Here is a 16,819-nt window from a genome sequence, read left to right as displayed (position 1 = left end):
CTAAATACCTATCGTGACCATAAATCCTTTTTTAGTCATTTTCGTTACCAAGAGTCCGCTTTTCGGTGCTGGTGGAGACCTGTCAAAGCTGATAATCTCGGCTCGCCTTCATCGTATGAGTAGGCGATACAATCACAACAAGATCACGTTGTCGCTTAGGAGTGGGCTTCCATGACCCCGAATTTCTGGAAGGACAAATATCCGGACGGTATCGCTTCCGAGATCGACCCTGATCGTTATCCTAATGTCCAGACGGTCCTCAGGGAGTCCTGCGAGCGTTTCGCCGACAAGATTGCCTTCAGTAATTTAGGGCAGACCCTCACGTATCGTGAGCTGTATAGCCTGTCTGGGCAGTTTGCGGCTTATCTTCAGAATCATACTGATCTCAGGCCGGGCGACAGGATCGCCATACAGCTTCCCAATGTTCTGCAATACCCGATTGCCGTCTTTGGTGCTATGCGTGCGGGGCTGATCGTCGTCAATACGAACCCGCTGTATACCGCGCGTGAGATGCAGCACCAATTCAAGGACGCCGGTGCGCTGGCGCTGGTGTGTCTGGCCAACATGGCTCACCTTGCCGAGCAGGTCTTGCCCAATACGCAGATTCGCCATGTCATCATTACGGAAGTAGGTGACATGCTGCCTCCGCTCAAGCGCCTGGTGGTCAATAGCGTAGTCAAATACGTAAAGAAAATGGTCCCGGCCTACCGGTTGCCTCAGGCTGTGAAGTTCACGACTGCACTTGCCAAGGGGCGCCAGGGTGCTCTCAAGGAAAGCCAGCCGCACGGAGATGATGTCGCTGTGCTGCAATACACCGGAGGTACTACAGGTATTGCCAAAGGCGCCATGCTGACGCACCGGAACCTGCTGGCCAATATGCTGCAGTGTCAGGTTCTGATGGCCTCGAATATGAAAGAAGGCCGCGAGATTGTAATCGCGCCGCTGCCGCTGTATCACATCTATGCGTTCACTTTTCATTGCATGGCGATGATGCTTCTGGGCAACCACAACGTGCTGATCACTAATCCACGTGACTTGCCTACAATGATCAAGGACCTGTCCAAGTGGAAGTTCACGGGGTTCGTCGGGCTCAATACGCTATTTGTGGCGTTGTGTAATAATGAGGCCTTCCGCGCCTTGGATTTTTCTGCTCTGAAGGTAACGCTTTCTGGCGGTATGGCCTTGCAGCACGCGGTTGCCGAGCGCTGGGAGCAGGTAACCGGATGTGGCGTCTGTGAAGGGTACGGCATGACCGAGACCAGTCCTGTCGTCAGTGTAAACCCTATCCAGCATCGACGCATTGGCACCATCGGTATCCCGGTACCCTCTACGGACTGTAAGGTAGTGGATGAGGATGGCGTTGCCCAGCCGTTCGGGCAGCCTGGTGAGCTCTGTGTCCAGGGCCCTCAGGTCATGAAGGGGTACTGGAACCGCCCCGAGGCGACTGCCGAGGTATTGAGTCCGGAAGGTTGGCTGCGTACCGGTGATATCGCAGTAATCGATCCAGACGGATATATCCGAATCGTGGATCGTAAAAAGGATATGATTCTGGTTTCCGGATTCAACGTGTATCCGAACGAACTGGAGGATGTACTGGCTCAGCTACCAGGCGTCCTGCAGTGTGCAGCGATTGGCGTGCCGGATGAAAAGGCGGGCGAGCAGATCAAGGTATTCGTTGTACCTAAGCCTGGTGCCTCCCTGACGACCGAGCAGGTGCTCAAGCACATGCACGATAATTTGACAGGCTATAAACGACCCAGGCAGGTCGAGTTCCGAGACAGTCTGCCTACGACAAATGTCGGCAAGATTCTGCGCCGCGAATTGCGTGATGCCGAGCTGAAAAAGCTCAAGGCCTGATCGGCTTTTCCTGCACAGAGCCCCGACTTTCGGGGCTTTGTCGTTTTCGTTTGGGCAAACCTGCGACAATGCCCATCTCTCTTTTTATAAGGTGCCTGAACTGGCGAACCGAGCCAGCCTTTCAGGTTCCTACTTGAAATGGTTGCCATATAGCATTCAATGACTGAGCAAACATCGTCTTTCGAACAACTTTCCAAGCGTCTGAACCAAGCCCTTACTGCCGATCGGCACCGCTTGCGTCGCCAATTGGGTGACCTACGCAAGAAGCCTGATGATGCCCGGCTTGCACAGTGGACAGAGCGCTTTCAGGCCTCCTGCGCCAAAGTGGAGGCGCGTCGTGCCAGTGTGCCGATCATGCGCTATGACGACAACCTGCCCATCGCCGCCAAGCGCGAAGAGATCAAGGCGGCGCTTGAAAAGCATCAAGTAGTCGTGATCGCCGGTGAAACCGGCTCAGGCAAGACCACGCAGTTGCCCAAGATCTGTCTGGAGATCGGCCGAGGTATACACGGCCTGATCGGCCATACTCAGCCGCGTCGCCTGGCGGCGCGTAGTGTAGCCAGCCGTGTTGCTGAAGAAATCGGTACTCCCTTGGGGGAGCTGGTAGGTTATCAGGTGCGCTTTGAGGATCAGTCCAATGAGCGCAGCCTGATAAAGCTGATGACTGACGGCATTCTCCTGGCTGAAACCCAGCATGACCGTTACCTTGAGCGCTATGACACGATCATTGTCGATGAGGCGCATGAGCGCAGTCTGAACATCGATTTTCTGCTGGGCTTTCTGAAGACCCTGCTGCCGCGGCGCCCGGATCTCAAGCTGATCATCACGTCAGCGACCATTGATCTGGAGCGCTTCTCCAAACATTTCGGCGATGCCCCCATCGTCGAAGTGTCGGGACGGACCTATCCGGTCGAGACTTGGTATCGTCCTTTGGCCGCAGAAACGGATGAAGATGGCGAACGCCTGGAAGACGATCTGAGCGTTGATCAGGGCATCCTGGCGGCGCTGGATGAGTTAGAGGCCTATGAGCGCAGTGAGCATAAGCGTCCTGGTGACGTACTGGTCTTTTTGCCAGGAGAGCGTGAAATCCGTGATGCGGCCGAGGTGCTGCGTAAAGCCAACCTCAAGCATACGGAAATCTTGCCACTGTATGCTCGACTGACACCCGCCGAGCAGCAGAAAATCTTTCAATCTCACCCCGGACGGCGTGTCGTGCTGGCTACCAACGTGGCAGAAACATCATTGACCGTCCCGGGCATTCGTTACGTGATCGACAGCGGCACGGCTCGTATCAGCCGCTACAGCTATAGAGCGAAGGTTCAGCGGCTGCCTATCGAGGCGGTCTCCCAAGCCAGTGCCAATCAGCGCAAGGGGCGTTGCGGACGGGTGGAGCCCGGTATCTGCATTCGTTTGTATAGCGAAGAAGACTTTCTTTCGCGTCCAGCTTTTACGGACCCTGAGATTCTGCGGACCAATCTGGCCGCGGTCATTCTTCAGATGCTGCACCTGCGGCTCGGTCGGATTGAGGACTTTCCCTTCATCGAGCCACCGGATGGCAAGGCGATCAAGGATGGTTTTACGCTGCTTCAAGAGCTGTCGGCGGTAACGAATCAGGGACAACTGACAGCATTAGGACGGCAACTGGCGCGCCTGCCAATCGATCCTCGCCTAGGCCGCATGCTGCTGGAGGCGGCAGAGCAGGGCAGTCTTTCCGACGTTCTGATTGTAGCCAGTGCATTGTCTGTGCAGGATCCCCGTGATCGCCCGGCGGAGCGTCAGCAGGCTGCCGATCAGGCTCATGCCCAGTGGAAAGATCCAGACTCGGACTTCGGTGCGCTAATCAAGCTGTGGCATGGCTTCGAGGAGCAGCGCCAGGCGCTCGGCTCGAATGCGCTTCGTAGCTGGTGTCGCAGAAATTTTCTCAATTACTTGCGCCTGCGTGAGTGGCGAGATGCGCACCGTCAGCTGACCTTGATCTGCCGGGAGCTCAAGCTCAAGAGTAAGCCTGCTGACGCACAGCCTGTTGTTCAGACGCCTGTAATCGAAGAAAGCTCGCCTTCGACTGACAAGAAAGTCAACACCAAAGCTGCCCTGCAGGCCGAAGCGGCCGAGGCTGCACAGCGGGCGAAAAGTTATGCCTCGGTGCACAAGGCCATTCTGTCAGGTCTCTTAAGCCAAATTGGTAACAAGACTGAAGAGGGCGACTTTCAGGGGGCCCGCCAGCGACGCTTCTGGATTCATCCATCCAGCGTTATTGGCCGCAAGAAGCCAAACTGGGTAATGGCGGCCGAGCTGGTTGAAACGACCAAACTGTTTGCGCGCATGGTAGCCAAGATCGATGCGGATTGGATCGAGCCGCTGGCGCGCCATCTCACCAAGGCTAATTACTTCGAACCACATTGGGAGAAGCGTCGAGGACAGGTAATCGCCTACGAGCAGATTACGCTGTATGGGCTGATCATTGTAGCCAAACGGCCCGTGCATTATGGGCCTATCGACCCTGCCGTTTCTCGTGAGTTGTTTATCCGCGAAGGCTTGGTGAGAGGCGAGATCCAGTCGCGCGCGAAGTGCCTGAGCGCCAATCGCCAACTGCTGGAACGACTTGATGAATTGGAGGCCAAAGCGCGTCGGCGTGACATTCTTGCCGATGAAGAGACGCTGTTCGAGTATTACTCGGCTCGTTTGCCTGCCGATATTTACCAGACAGCAACCTTTGACAGCTGGTACAAGCGGGAAAGCGCTAAGAACCCGCAGCTGCTGATCATGCGCGAGGAGGATGTGCTGGCCCGTGAGGCCAGCGAGGTTACCGCAGCGCAGTATCCAGATACGTTACATATCGGCGATCTGCAGCTACCGCTGACTTACGAGTTTGACCCCGCCCAGCCACGCGATGGCGTTACCCTGCGTGTACCGGCGCCCCTGTTGTCACAATTGCCACCGGAGCGACTGGAATGGCTCGTGCCAGGGTTGTTATACGACAAGGCCGTTGCGTTGGTGCGCAACCTGCCCAAGGCAATTCGCAAGAATTTTGTTCCGGTTCCGGATTTCGTCAAGGCAGCATTGAGCAAGATCACCTTTGGACAAGGATCGTTATACGAAAGCCTGGGACGTGAGCTGTTACGCATGACCGGAGCGCGGATACCTGAAGATGCCTGGCCGGAGGCTGCCAATCTGCTTGATCGGCATCTTCGAATGAACATCGAGGTTGTCGATGCCAGCGGCAAGTACTTGGGTGAAGGCCGTGACCTCACAGAGCTGACAGCCCGCTTTGCCGAAGCCAGCCAGGCCGCTCTGGCCGTTCCTCAGCAAAAGGCCGAACAGCAAAAGCCTGTTGAGGCTAAAGCCTTTGCAGTCGTCCCACAGCAGGCCCAGCAAAAGATCGCAGGTCTCTCCATGACAGTGTATCCGGCGCTGGTGGAGGAGAACGGTGTAGTCAAGGAGGGCCGGTTCTCTACCCAGTCGGAAGCGGAGTTCCAGCATCGTCGGGCACTACAGCGGCTTTTGTTGCAGCAGCTGAGCGATCAGGTCAAGTTCCTGCGCAATAAGCTGCCTGGGCTGACAGAGCTAGGATTGCTTTATCGAGACCTGGGACGTATCGACTCACTGGTTGAGGATATCCTTCTGGCCAGCCTTGATAGCTGCATTCTGGACGGTGAACAGCCGTTGCCTCGAGAGGGGGCTGCTTTGGCTTCGCTGGCCGAGAAAAAGCGAGGCGGGCTGACCGAGCATGCCGAGCGTACGGCACGATTGGTGTTGGAGATTCTCAAGCAGTGGCATGCCCTGCAGAAGCGATTCAAAGGCAAGATCGATCTGGCTCAGGCCATGGCGCTCAACGATATCAAGCAACAGCTCAGTGCTCTGGTTTACCCCGGATTTGTTCGTGAAACGCCTCTGCAATGGCTTAAGGAGTATCCGCGCTATCTCAAGGCTGTCGATCAGCGTCTGGACAAGGTGGGGTCTCAGGTTCAGCGGGATCGGGTCTGGACGAGCGAATTAGCGGGTTACTGGGAGCAATACAAGGCTAGGGCAATCAAGCATGCTCAAGAGGGCAAGCATGATGAGAATCTGGTCTTGTATCGATGGATGCTGGAGGAGTATCGAGTGTCGCTGTTTGCTCAACAGCTGGGTACGCAGATGCCTGTCTCCGACAAGCGCCTCAGCAAGCAATGGCAGTCCGTAGAGGCGTAAGGGCTTACGGTAAGAGTAGGGTTGAGCTGCTCAACCCTGCCTGCCTGTTACTGGCGGTAAATCCATTCAAGTCCGGGATAATCCGCGAATGCCTGAGGAAAAAGATAGTCACCTCGGAAAACTGGGACATCCAGACTTGTCCAGCGGGGCGCGAAAGAGGGTAGTTGAGTAGCAATCGCTTCAGCCAATAGTGTTGTGCAATAAAGATGGGGCTTGTCGCGCGGTTCGAGCACAAAGGTTCGTCCCAAAGTACTTTTCAGATACTGCGCAATGCGTTCCTTTTGTTCAGGATTCAAAAAAGTCGGCCGCGCTACTGCGAAATGCCTTGCCATGTCTGGCTTTAGAAACTCATCTAAAGGCGTAAGCAGGACTTGGTTTGGATGTGCAGGATCATCGTCTGTTGTGGCATGAACGATCAGGACCGTAGGTGTTGTGGCGACAACCATGCCTACGTGGGAAAACCTGCTACCACTCACCTGTTCTACGATTCGACTGTCTGTTGATGTTCCCAGTCGAAACAGCCAGTCGCCAACTGCCAGTGACGACGGGCTCAGGCGCTGCCCAGGTAGGGTAGGTAATGCCTGAGGCTGACGGCCTTCGTAGGACGTTATTGCCAGACCCATGCACAGCAGGGCTGTTAGAGCCCAACGATACAAACTGTTCATCTGCCGAATAGCAAAAGGCTTTATCCGATGTGGACAAAGCCCTCGTCCAATCAGATCTTGATCTTCCAGTCGCCGTCGCTCTGAATTAGATGAGTGTGTTCAGTACGGGTTTCGCCGTCTTTTTTGAAAGTAACCGTTACGCTGACATCGGCGCGTGTCTTGTCATCGTTATAGGTTGTTTTTTCGGCTTTTATACTCTTGACGCCACCCAGTGATTCGGCCTGTTTAGCCCTTTCCGTAAGCAGCATCTGAAACTTGCCACGTACAAAGTCCTTTGCGTTCGCATCCGCATCCTTGGGTACATCGATCAGATCCATCATGGTATCAAGGTCTTGGGTGTAAGCCGCTTTTATGAAGCGCTCCGCAACGCTTTCCGGGGTGTTGGCACCAGAGCAGGCGATCAGGAGGGAGGCAACAAAAATCAGGGCGAACCATTTCTTGATAAGAAACATATGAAATCCTTTTCGTAGATCAGTAGCTGGAAATCTAGGGCGGCGGATTTTACTTAATCACACCTCTATTAGGTGAGAGCTAATCGTGATTTAGCCGTGCTCTACCAATGTGTGGATACATAAAAAGCGATTTGCGGACAATCAAGGCTGCCAGCCTGCTCACTCGTCGCTGCTCGAGAGACGTAGAATGTACCTTAGCCAATAACAGGAGTATGGCTATGGAGAAGGTGGCAATAGGGATCGTTGGGGCAGGTACCGCAGGTTTGGCTACGGCTACTTTCCTGGCCCGCAGGGGTTACCAGGTCAGGCTGTTCGAACGTGTACCTAAATTGCGGACGGTTGGTGCAGGCATTCTATTGCAACCTTCGGGGTTGGCAGTACTACACACGTTGGGCGTACTGACCGAATGTACTGCTCTAGGTGCGCCAGTCAACCGCCTCTACGGAACATCCATGCAGGGCAAACGCGTCGTTCTGGATACCCGTTATGATGCTTGGAGGCCAGGTAGTTTTGGATTGGGTATTCACCGCGGCGTCCTGATGACTTCCTTACTGAACGCTGCGCGATATGCAGGCGTCAGTATAGAAACCAGCAGTGACATCACCCGTTTTCATCAAACACCAAGTCACGTCCAGCTTTTTCATCGAGACGCACAGGGCAACGAGAGCTTGTTAGGCGATTTTGCTGCGTTGATTCTGGCAGACGGAACACGTTCTGCATTACGTGGGCAGATGGCTGTTAAACAACATGTCAAACCCTACCCATGGGGTGCGTTGTGGAGCATGGTCTCGACGCCAGCACACGCGGACTCTACAGAGTTACGCCAATGGTACAGACACTGTTCTGAGATGTTCGGAATCATGCCTACAGGCTGTACGCATCAAAAACGCGATGCCCAGCTGAGCAGCCTGTTCTGGAGTCTGCCCGTCATCGATTATCCCCAATGGCAGGCGGCGGGTCTGGATAGCTGGAAAAGGCAGGTTGTGAAATTGGCTGGCGAAACCGCAAGGCCTTTCCTGCAACACATTAATCAATCAGAGCAACTAGCATTTGCCGCTTACGCAGATGTCTGGATGCAACGCTGGAGTGATGGGCGAGTACTGGCTATCGGTGATTGCGCACATGCAATGAGTCCTCAATTGGGTCAGGGTGCAAACATGGCGTTGGTCGATGCCGCTGCGCTGGCCGATGCCGTAGATATGTCGGTGTCCTCCCGGGACCACTGGCCAACTGTCTTTGAGGGCTACAGTGTCGCCCGCCGTGAGCATTTACGTTATTACCGGCAAGCCAGCCGTTTTCTAACTCCACTGTTTCAGTCGCATAGCAAGGCCCTTGGTTGGTTGCGTGACAGTGCCTTGTTTTTAGCCCGTCACAACGTATTTGGACGCAGGCATGCGGTTACTACCTTGGTAGGCGCTCGAACAGGATGGCTACTGTCGACTAGACGAGAAGAGACGCTTTATCACTGGGACGGCCAGCAAGATAAGACTTGGGGCTGGAGTAACAATGAAATATCCGGCTCTGAATTGATTCACTAAGTCTTCAGTAGAAGGGTAATTTTATTCAATACCACATGAGGCTGGCGAAATATGGTGTCTGTTCCTTGAATACATGAGCAGACATCAATGGACGTGTTGTTTTCCATGGCCGGCTTCGCCCTGGCTTCTTCTATTTCACCTGGTCCCGTCAATCTTGTAGCCCTAAGTTCGGGAGCCTGTTATGGCTTTCGTAAGAGCCTTAGGCACGTCACAGGAGCAACGACCGGCTTTACAGCACTTCTTTTGCTTATTGGTCTGGGATTGTACGAAGTGCTGGCCCGCATCCCGGAACTGATCAAGCTCATTCAATGGAGTGGTGTTGCCTTTCTTTTTTATATGGCCTACCAGCTTGCAATGGATGATGGGGTGCTGGATATAAAAGAGGAAGGTTCTGGCCCCTCAATGATGCGCGGCGCGCTGATGCAATGGCTGAACCCTAAAGCCTGGCTGGCCTCGTTGGCAGGTATGGGGCTTTTCGTTGCCGATGGCAATACGGTCATGGTCTGGACGTTTGCCATCCTATACTTCGTGGTTTGCTATGGCTCGGTTGCCTGCTGGGCATTTACCGGTAGTTTTCTGCGCCGTTATGTGCAAAGACCAAGTCGTGTTCAGTTCCTGAATCGGATGATGGCAGGGTTGCTGGTCGCCAGTGCCTTATACCTTTTACAAGATTAGTGAGGAAGGCAAATGTCAGCCGCGATAGTGCCCAGGCGTAGCAGCCAAGTGCCGTTTGAAAGTGCGCTGGAAGTGAGCCTGGTCAGCGAAACCGGTTGCCATCGCCACGTCAGCAAGACTGTGTCCTTGCCGAAGCCATTGGCGGCTGAGCTGGATACGTCGGTTGATCAAGTAGGCATGGGGCGTCAAGCCATAGTGATCCTTGAACGCCCTGATGAGATAGGACGCCGATAATTCCGCCGCGGTGGCGATGTCATCCAGGGTCAGCGGTTCAGCGCAGTGCTCACGGATAAAGTCGGCGGCTCGCTTAAGGTGTACATGGGGTATTTCTGGAGCTTTAGCGGGGCGCGTCGAAAGCGATCGTTGCAGCTGGAGAAAAAAGTCGAGGGTTGCGCTGTGCTTGTAAAGCCTGTCGTTACATGGTGATGTCAGTATTTCATGCAGCCTGACGAGTCCTGTGTGTAGGGCAGGTACGCGCGTATGGATGACATCAAACGGCACGAATGAGTCCTGCGTGCTATATCCCGACTCCGTCTGTAGCCTGCCCAGCCACTGCGTATCGATATAAAACATCTGATAGGCCCAGTGTTCGCCCTTGACGGGATTACAGGCATGTACCGTCTCAGGATTCACTATCACAACGGAGCCCTGGCTTATCTGGGTTTGGCTTCGGGCATTGAGGTAGTGACTTCGACCCGCCGTAATGGCCCCGATGGAGAAGGTGTCATGCGTATGCTTGGCATGACTTACCTGACGACCATCATTGACTGTACGAATCTCGATGAACGGCAGTGCGTCGTCGCGCCAGAATCGGGAATTTAGGCATTGTGCGGCTGCAAAATTCACGCGGGACCTCAGGCGGTAGTCGGTAGCTTATGACTATAGCGCTTCTGGTAATGCTATGAGGTTCTGTTAGAGCAACTAAAGAACTTTATTCTGTCGGCTGTACTGCCGAGCATTAAGCATCGGAGGCGCCTAATCGCTCTATAGAGGTATGGCAGTTTAATCCAGGAGTCGTTATGAGCACACTGGAGCAAGAAATCGAACGCAGGATTGCGCGAGAGGTGGCAGCCTGGCAGAAACAGGTGAAGGGCAAGGGCGAGCCAACCAAAATCGATGAAGGATGGCTACAAACACCTGAAGGGCTTCGAATGCCGTTTCGTGTCCTGAAGAATGCGGGCATTCCCCCTCAAGAGATTGAGCTCTTTAATCAGCGTGCCCGTTTGAAGGAGGAAATCAGCAATACCCAGGATGCAGCCCTGCGAACGCAACTATTAAAAAAGCTCAGTGCATTGGAGCAGGTGCTTGCCTTTCGCCTGGAAAAGCTCAGGCAAATGGGAAGAGGTTGAAGTCTCCAGAGACTGTGGAGCAGGCCGGCCGATAGCGTACTGCTCCACAATATTTTAGGCGTCAGGCTTGGCCAGCCAATGATCTACGGTTTTCTGATATTCACCAGTTGCTTTGTAGAGGTGAAGCCACTGATCGATATAGGCTTTCCAGGCGACATCATCCCTGGGCAGCAGAAAAGCCTTTTCACTGTACTGCATGGGCTTATCTGGATTAACTGCGCACAGGGATGGGTAGCGTTTCTGTTGAAACAATGCCTCCGAGGCGTCAGTAATCATGACGTCGACTTCTTTGCTGACAAGTTTTTCAAAAATCGTGACGTTATCCTTGAAGAGGCTCAGCTGGGCTTGCGGTAGCTCGCGGTGAGCAAACGCTTCGTTGGTACCACCTGGCGGCTCTATCAAGCGGACCGAGGGCTGGTTGATCTGCTCAATGGTTTCAAAGCGTTTGGCATCATCACAGCGAACCAGAGGGATCTTTCCATCCACTGTAATGGCGTTACTGAAAAAGGCTTTTTTCTGACGCTCGAGGGAAATCGATACGCCTCCTACCGATATATCGCAGCGGCCCTCCAGAAAGTCCGGCATTAACGTCTTCCAACTGGTTTTTACCCACTCGACGTCAGCGCCAAGGCTTTTGGCCAGTGCCTCGGCCATCGTGATCTCAATTCCTTCGTATACGCCGTCGTCACGGAGAAAGGTGTACGGCTTGTAGTCGCCTGTGGTGCAAACGCGAAGTGTCTTTTTTTGTATAACCGTATCAAGGTGCGAGGTGCTGTCTGCTGCGTAGACGCTGGTGGCCGCCACAAGCAGTCCTGCTACCGCAAATGCCTTCATGGTCACGATCCTTTTTATTGTCGTTTTTGATACCGCTCACGCTACCCGAGCGACAAACCGTTTCACAAGGGGTTCCTGTGTCGAACTGGCCGGTATGAGGCAGGTCCACCGTTGGTAGGCATACTTATGAGGACATGACCATGCATCTTATTGAGTCAAATGTATTCGCAACACGCGCCATGCCTTTTCACTTCGCCGGAAAGGAAGACGGCACCTCGATAGAAAATGTGCCTGGTGGCAGTTATGACGTGGATGAAGATTTCATCGAGTCAGTGGGCGATGAAAGTCAAATGGACGAGAGTGAGGAAGAGCGCTAAAGCCCATCGTCCTCAACATTTCGAGTCGAGCTGTTGAGGACGTTTCGCACAGTCTTCAGTTTCTTTTCTTATAAGGGCCACTATCAAATGCATGGGTCATTACGATAAGGCCAGCTTTTTGCATCGTGATTGGCAGACGGTTATCGACTAGGGATCGGAACGGTCTGCTTAATCATTGGGGAGCTTTTTGTCGCGACAGGCCTCGGGTAAACAAGACCAAAACGGTCACAAAAGAAAAATAAATGTCAGTGAACAGATTTTGGATCTTTTATGCCGATTACCCATCCTTGCGTAATAAGAAACATGCCCCTTTCACGGAGTTAGAAGGGAAGACTATGTTCAAGTTTGTCGCTACGACACTGTTTGCGGCATCACTCGCTGTTGCTTATGTCACTCCGGCAGTAGCCGAAGAGCCCATTGTTATCAAATTTTCGCATGTCGTAACGGACGACACGCCTAAAGGGAAGGGTGCTCGTCTATTCCAGAAGCTTGTTCAGGAGCGTCTGGCAGGCAAAGTGAAAATCGAGGTCTATCCGAACTCGACATTGTACGGCGATGCCGATGAGCTCGACGCCCTGCAGCGTAACGAAGTTCAGATGCTGGCGCCTTCGGTCTCCAAATTCGACCAGTACACCAAGCAGCTCGAAATTTTTGATATGCCGTTCCTGTTCGATGACCTTGAGGCCGTCAAGCGCTTCGAGAAGCGGGACAAAAGTCGTGAGCTTCTAGGCTCCATGGCCGGCCAGGGCATTTATGGACTGGCGTTCTGGAATAACGGCATGAAGCAGTTTTCTGCCAATCGCGAGCTGCGTAAGCCAGCAGACGCGCACGGACTGGCGTTCCGAATTCAGGCTTCCAATCTGCTGGAGGATCAGTTCAAGCAGATCGGAGCATCGGCACTGAAATTGCCATTCAGCCAGTCCTTCAAGGCTCTCCAGAGTGGGCAGGTACAGGGTACGGAAAACACTTGGTCTAACCTTCACAGCCAAAAGCTCAACACCGTTCAGCCATACATTACTGAAAGCAATCATGGCGTGCTGGTGTATATGCTGATCACTAACTCGAAGTTCTGGAACTCGCTGCCCTTTGGCGTCCGCACTCAGCTTGAGCAGATTTCTGACGAAGTGACGCAGTTTGTTAATAAGGAAGCTGAGGCGATTAATAATAAGGATCGTGACAACATTTTGGGCTCAGGTACCAGCAAGCTGGTTACGTTGACGCCATCCGAGCGGCACAGCTCGTTAATCGGTGACACCCGACACATAGTTGGCTGTATCTCCCAACCTTGCGCCAGGCAGGGTTGGGAGACTTCAAAAATGAACAGTGCGCTCACTTCGGTGCCCAAACGTATAGGTCCTTATGGGGAAACACTATGCGTAAAATCATTTCGTTCGTTTTTGCTGCCTCGATAATGCCGGCAGTGTGCCTGGCTCAAGGCCTTGAGCTTGACCAGGATGTAGGGGATCTCAATATTCTAGCTGAGTCTTCCAGTCAGGAATTACCTAATGATGCGCCTCAGGCCATCACGTTAACCAATAACGAAAAGACGCCAGTCAAATGCTGGTTACAGGCGCATGGGCCCAAGGATAGCGAACAGGAAGAGCCTGTAATTGAGCCGGGCAAGTCGGCGATACTGCGTATGCCGGGCAAGTCAGCCGAGACGCCGACCAAGGCCAAGCTGGTATGTCGCACGCAGTAATATAAAAAGCAAGCGCCATTTTCAGGCGCTTGTTTGCTACGAAAAGCCAGAAGCTGATGGCTTAGAACTTGGCTTCAAGATCCAATTGCAAGGTATCAACGTCAGCATCACGCTTGGTGCGGCTGGCAAAGTCAGACTTGGCCATGTAGTAGGTCGCGCCAAGACCAAAGTTCTTGTCGATATCGTAGCTGACCTTGAACTTGTGCCCACGAGAGCCGACATAGCCATTGGCAAAATCGGAGTCAGTAAACGCACCCACTACGGCGTTACGCTGAACGTCGCGATAGTTGTAATCGAAGCCAATACCGTAAGCTTTGGTTTTCAGGCCTGCCAACCAGGCGGTGTCGTTATCGTCGGCCTCGCTGTTAACAACATACTGGCCGTATAGCGACAATGGAATGGCCAAGCCACCAATATCGACTTGACCAAAGCCTTCATACAGGTTGAATTCGTTGGTCGTGTTGCCGTTCGCTTGCAGGGCACAGGGCGTCGTTGTGCTGTTGCCGCACGTGCTGTCCTTGTCCTTGTCGTAACCGTAGATACTCCCACCAACAGTTACCTTCAGGTTGTCGGTAGGCGCAAAGCGGGCACCCAGCTGACCGGCATACAGGCGCAAATCATGCTTGAACTCGTACCCTTCGCCATCAACGTTATCTTTCAGGACGTAGTAGCCGGCGCTGCCAAACAGCTCGGTTGATCCACCCAGGGGATACTTGTAGGTTGCGGCCAAGCCTTCAGGGTTGATGTCACCATCCCAGATGACATCACCCATGCTTACCCAGGGCTGGAGCATCTTGCCACCAATGACGTGCAGATTGGGGACAGCTGTGGGATGAAAGTCGATATACGCCAGGTCCATCCAGATCTGCTTCTTGTTGAAGTAGTTAGTCATGTCCTGGTTTGTGGAGCGTGCATCATCGCCACCGCCTGATGCTACGCGAATACCAGCATCGACCTGAGGATTGATCTGGCTGTAGACACCAAGTCGAGCGCGGATTCGCTGACGATCCCGATCACGACCATTGTCCGGTTCGCCATCGATATCGATATTCTCGTGACGTACGCGTACGTCGCCTTTGATCTGGGTTTTCGCTGCCCAGGCCAGTTTTTCTTCAAACGAGGATAGTTTCTGCTGCTGAGCAACCTTCGCCTGTTCTGCGCGCGTCTCGTTATCCAGATCGGCTTTCAATTCAGTGTACTGAGCCGGAGTAATCGAGCCGTTGGCTCTTAACATATCCAGTAGCTTGGCGTCAACCGCCGCATGGGCAGGAATGCTCATAGCCAATAGAAGGCCGCCACAAAGACCTGAGGCTGTTCCTACTGAAAAAAGACGCATATCTCAATCTCCGTATTTTATAAGGGCGACGTGCGTCACCGCTGAACGAGTCGGCTTTCAAGGCCGCTCCAGTGATCGACTCAGGTCGATTCGAAAGCGGCGCCAGTATTACCGCCGCTCATGACGGGTCGGTTACAGATTGGTTTTAGAGCGATGAAGAAAAAATGAAAAACTAAATATCGTTAGCGTTCTTCATGTTCTCTCTGGTGAGGAAGCCGACTTGTGAGGGAGATAGGCGCTGAGGCGGAAAGTCAGCAAAAAACATCTATCCAGGCAGCCTGATAAGCCAATAGGGTTTGGCCTGGATTTGCGGCACAATAGTGGCTTATTTTATAAAAATCAGAGGAATGATCGTGCATCAGGCAGTCATTAGCGGTACCGGCCTGTATACCCCGCCGAACAGCATCTCCAATGACGAGTTGGTCGCTTCCTTCAATGCCTATGTTCATCAGTACAATACGGAACATGCCGACGCGATAGCACGAGGCGAGCAAGAGGCCAAGCAGGAATCCAGCTCGGCCTTTATTGAAAAGGCGTCAGGAATCAAGAGCCGTTATGTCATTGACAAGGATGGGATTCTAGATCCTGCCCGCATGGTGCCTCGTATTCCTGAGCGCAGTAATGATCAATGGTCTGTACTGTGTGAGATGAGCGTGAGCGCGGCGCGGGAAGCCTTGGAGCGAGCAGGGAAGACGCCAGCAGACATTGATGGGGTTATCGTAGCCTGCTCCAACCTGCAACGACCTTATCCTGCGGTCGCCATTGAAGTGCAGGCGGCGCTTGGCATCAATGGATTTGGTTTTGATATGAACGTGGCATGCTCATCGGCTACGTTTGGACTGCAGGCAGCTGCCAATAGCGTACAACTCGGGCAGGCTCGCGCGATTTTGCTGGTGGATCCCGAAATCTGTACCGGTCATTTGAATTTCAGAGACCGAGATAGTCACTTCATTTTTGGCGATGCGGCTACCGCCATGATCATCGAGCGGGCTGATCTGGCAGCGTCTCCTCATCAGTTCGATATTCTGGGGACCAAGCTGTTGACTCAGTTCTCCAACAATATCCGTAACAATTTTGGTTTTCTCAACCGCGCTGCGGAAGAGGGGATGAGTAATCCAGATAAGTTGTTTGTTCAGGAAGGGCGCAAGGTATTCAAGGAAGTATGCCCCATGGTGGCCGATTTGATCGCCGAGCATCTGGCCGAACTGAACATTCCGGTCGAGCAGGTGCGGCGGTTTTGGTTACACCAGGCCAATCTGAATATGAATCAGTTGATCGTTCGAAAGCTGCTTGGGCGTGACGCTAAGCCAGATGAAGCGCCTGTCATTCTGGATACCTATGCCAATACCAGCTCTGCGGGCTCGGTGATTGCGCTTCACCTGAATCAGGATGACCTGACGGCAGGTGACCTTGGGGTACTCAGCTCCTTCGGCGCTGGTTACTCCATTGGCTCCGTGGTGCTACGCAAGCGCTGAGCATCAGCGCGGCATGCGGCGTCATCAGCCTGTCATGCAGCTGAGGTAAATAGCTCACCTGACTGTCAGCGCGCTGCTGACGGGCTAGCGCAAGTTCATTAGTTCTTTTTGCCCCGCTTGTCGGGGCTTTTTTATGAGCTAAAGAAATGCCGTTTCTGTCCGATCTATATGGATATACGCATAGACAGGGCGAGCTTCGTAAAGAGCCGGTTCGATCATAAGTATTTGTGTATTCAGCAAAATATTTTAAAAGAATGCATAAATATCGTTGACACAAACACCGAGGCCTCTTAAGATTCGCACCGTCTTAGCGACGGGGCTATAGCTCAGCTGGGAGAGCGCTTGCATGGCATGCAAGAGGTCGACGGTTCGATCCCGTCTAGCTCCACCAAATTCCCAGAATCAGCCAATGGCTGGTTTTAATCGAAGGTTTC

General features: G+C 53.3%; 14 protein-coding genes and 1 tRNA gene. 10 read left to right on the top strand and 5 right to left on the bottom strand.

What is annotated here, in order from left to right; all coding sequences use genetic code 11:
- Nucleotides 1-171 precede the first annotated feature (171 nt).
- Nucleotides 172-1,857, top strand: a complete 1,686-nt coding sequence (fadD1, locus tag PLU01S_RS06725; protein WP_074824460.1) for a long-chain-fatty-acid--CoA ligase FadD1 — start codon at nt 172-174, stop codon at nt 1,855-1,857.
- 159 nt (nt 1,858-2,016) lie between these two features.
- Complete coding sequence (hrpA, locus tag PLU01S_RS06720) at nt 2,017-6,045, top strand: ATP-dependent RNA helicase HrpA (protein ID WP_074824458.1); 4,029 nt, start codon at nt 2,017-2,019, stop codon at nt 6,043-6,045.
- 47 nt (nt 6,046-6,092) lie between these two features.
- On the opposite strand, the gene PLU01S_RS06715 is transcribed toward hrpA, so the two are convergent.
- Entirely contained in the window at nt 6,093-6,710 is a 618-nt protein-coding gene (locus PLU01S_RS06715) for a YiiX/YebB-like N1pC/P60 family cysteine hydrolase (RefSeq protein ID WP_233432134.1), read from the bottom strand.
- A gap of 50 nt (nt 6,711-6,760) precedes the next feature.
- Entirely contained in the window at nt 6,761-7,162 is a 402-nt protein-coding gene (locus tag PLU01S_RS06710; RefSeq protein ID WP_074824454.1) for a DUF4878 domain-containing protein, read from the bottom strand.
- 218 nt (nt 7,163-7,380) lie between these two features.
- Here PLU01S_RS06710 and PLU01S_RS06705 point away from each other — a divergent pair, with 218 nt between their 5' ends.
- On the top strand, nt 7,381-8,700 hold the full coding sequence (locus PLU01S_RS06705; protein ID WP_074824451.1) for an FAD-dependent oxidoreductase: 1,320 nt from the start codon (nt 7,381-7,383) through the stop codon (nt 8,698-8,700).
- Nucleotides 8,701-8,787: 87 nt separating this feature from the next.
- Entirely contained in the window at nt 8,788-9,375 is a 588-nt protein-coding gene (locus PLU01S_RS06700) for a LysE family translocator (protein ID WP_074824448.1), read from the top strand.
- Nucleotides 9,376-9,390: 15 nt separating this feature from the next.
- Here PLU01S_RS06700 and PLU01S_RS06695 read toward each other — a convergent pair whose 3' ends face one another.
- Entirely contained in the window at nt 9,391-10,221 is an 831-nt protein-coding gene (locus PLU01S_RS06695; protein WP_074824444.1) for an AraC family transcriptional regulator, read from the bottom strand.
- 173 nt (nt 10,222-10,394) lie between these two features.
- On the opposite strand from PLU01S_RS06695, the gene PLU01S_RS06690 reads away from it, so the two are divergent.
- Nucleotides 10,395-10,724, top strand: a complete 330-nt coding sequence (locus PLU01S_RS06690; protein WP_074824441.1) for a DnaJ family domain-containing protein — start codon at nt 10,395-10,397, stop codon at nt 10,722-10,724.
- A 54-nt stretch (nt 10,725-10,778) separates the two neighbouring features.
- On the opposite strand, the gene PLU01S_RS06685 is transcribed toward PLU01S_RS06690, so the two are convergent.
- A complete protein-coding gene (locus PLU01S_RS06685; RefSeq protein WP_074824438.1) occupies nt 10,779-11,558 on the bottom strand; it encodes a transporter substrate-binding domain-containing protein in 780 nt (259 codons plus the stop codon).
- A 140-nt stretch (nt 11,559-11,698) separates the two neighbouring features.
- Between PLU01S_RS06685 and PLU01S_RS25655 the strand changes: the two genes are divergently transcribed.
- From PLU01S_RS25655 to PLU01S_RS06675, 3 genes are all read left to right on the top strand, one after another.
- The gene (locus PLU01S_RS25655) at nt 11,699-11,875 is read left to right on the top strand and encodes a hypothetical protein (RefSeq protein WP_010795109.1); all 177 of its coding nucleotides are present in this window, start codon (nt 11,699-11,701) and stop codon (nt 11,873-11,875) included.
- 335 nt (nt 11,876-12,210) lie between these two features.
- Complete coding sequence (locus PLU01S_RS06680) at nt 12,211-13,287, top strand: DctP family TRAP transporter solute-binding subunit (protein ID WP_233432133.1); 1,077 nt, start codon at nt 12,211-12,213, stop codon at nt 13,285-13,287.
- Nucleotides 13,248-13,574 (top strand): hypothetical protein, encoded by a 327-nt coding sequence (locus tag PLU01S_RS06675; RefSeq protein ID WP_139208736.1) that lies wholly within the window; start codon nt 13,248-13,250, stop codon nt 13,572-13,574. The genes PLU01S_RS06680 and PLU01S_RS06675 overlap by 40 nt, the downstream gene beginning before the upstream one ends.
- Nucleotides 13,575-13,635: 61 nt before the next feature.
- Here the strand turns inward: PLU01S_RS06675 and PLU01S_RS06670 are convergent, their stop codons facing one another.
- The gene (locus PLU01S_RS06670; protein ID WP_074824429.1) at nt 13,636-14,910 is read right to left on the bottom strand and encodes a putative porin; all 1,275 of its coding nucleotides are present in this window, start codon (nt 14,908-14,910) and stop codon (nt 13,636-13,638) included.
- Nucleotides 14,911-15,263: 353 nt separating this feature from the next.
- Here PLU01S_RS06670 and PLU01S_RS06665 point away from each other — a divergent pair, with 353 nt between their 5' ends.
- Together PLU01S_RS06665 and PLU01S_RS06660 are read left to right on the top strand one after the other, a co-directional pair.
- Entirely contained in the window at nt 15,264-16,385 is a 1,122-nt protein-coding gene (locus PLU01S_RS06665; RefSeq protein WP_074825144.1) for a beta-ketoacyl-ACP synthase III, read from the top strand.
- Nucleotides 16,386-16,700: 315 nt separating this feature from the next.
- Nucleotides 16,701-16,776 (top strand) — tRNA-Ala (locus PLU01S_RS06660).
- Nucleotides 16,777-16,819: the final 43 nt, after the last annotated feature.

The organism is Pseudomonas luteola NBRC 103146 (assembly GCF_002091675.1).
In the GTDB taxonomy this organism is placed as follows: Bacteria; Pseudomonadota; Gammaproteobacteria; order Pseudomonadales; family Pseudomonadaceae; genus Chryseomonas; species Chryseomonas luteola.
The sequence above is the reverse complement of the archived record's forward strand: the minus strand, read 5'-3'. Positions and strand labels throughout refer to the sequence as shown.

Coding starts and splice junctions, on each gene's coding strand:
- fadD1 (WP_074824460.1), top strand. CDS start 172: ATGACCCCGAATTTCTGGAAGGACAAATATCCGGACGGTATCGCTTCC.
- hrpA (WP_074824458.1), top strand. CDS start 2,017: ATGACTGAGCAAACATCGTCTTTCGAACAACTTTCCAAGCGTCTGAAC.
- PLU01S_RS06715 (WP_233432134.1), bottom strand. CDS start 6,710: ATGAACAGTTTGTATCGTTGGGCTCTAACAGCCCTGCTGTGCATGGGT.
- PLU01S_RS06710 (WP_074824454.1), bottom strand. CDS start 7,162: ATGTTTCTTATCAAGAAATGGTTCGCCCTGATTTTTGTTGCCTCCCTC.
- PLU01S_RS06705 (WP_074824451.1), top strand. CDS start 7,381: ATGGAGAAGGTGGCAATAGGGATCGTTGGGGCAGGTACCGCAGGTTTG.
- PLU01S_RS06700 (WP_074824448.1), top strand. CDS start 8,788: ATGGACGTGTTGTTTTCCATGGCCGGCTTCGCCCTGGCTTCTTCTATT.
- PLU01S_RS06690 (WP_074824441.1), top strand. CDS start 10,395: ATGAGCACACTGGAGCAAGAAATCGAACGCAGGATTGCGCGAGAGGTG.
- PLU01S_RS06685 (WP_074824438.1), bottom strand. CDS start 11,558: ATGAAGGCATTTGCGGTAGCAGGACTGCTTGTGGCGGCCACCAGCGTC.
- PLU01S_RS25655 (WP_010795109.1), top strand. CDS start 11,699: ATGCATCTTATTGAGTCAAATGTATTCGCAACACGCGCCATGCCTTTT.
- PLU01S_RS06680 (WP_233432133.1), top strand. CDS start 12,211: ATGTTCAAGTTTGTCGCTACGACACTGTTTGCGGCATCACTCGCTGTT.
- PLU01S_RS06675 (WP_139208736.1), top strand. CDS start 13,248: ATGCGTAAAATCATTTCGTTCGTTTTTGCTGCCTCGATAATGCCGGCA.
- PLU01S_RS06670 (WP_074824429.1), bottom strand. CDS start 14,910: ATGCGTCTTTTTTCAGTAGGAACAGCCTCAGGTCTTTGTGGCGGCCTT.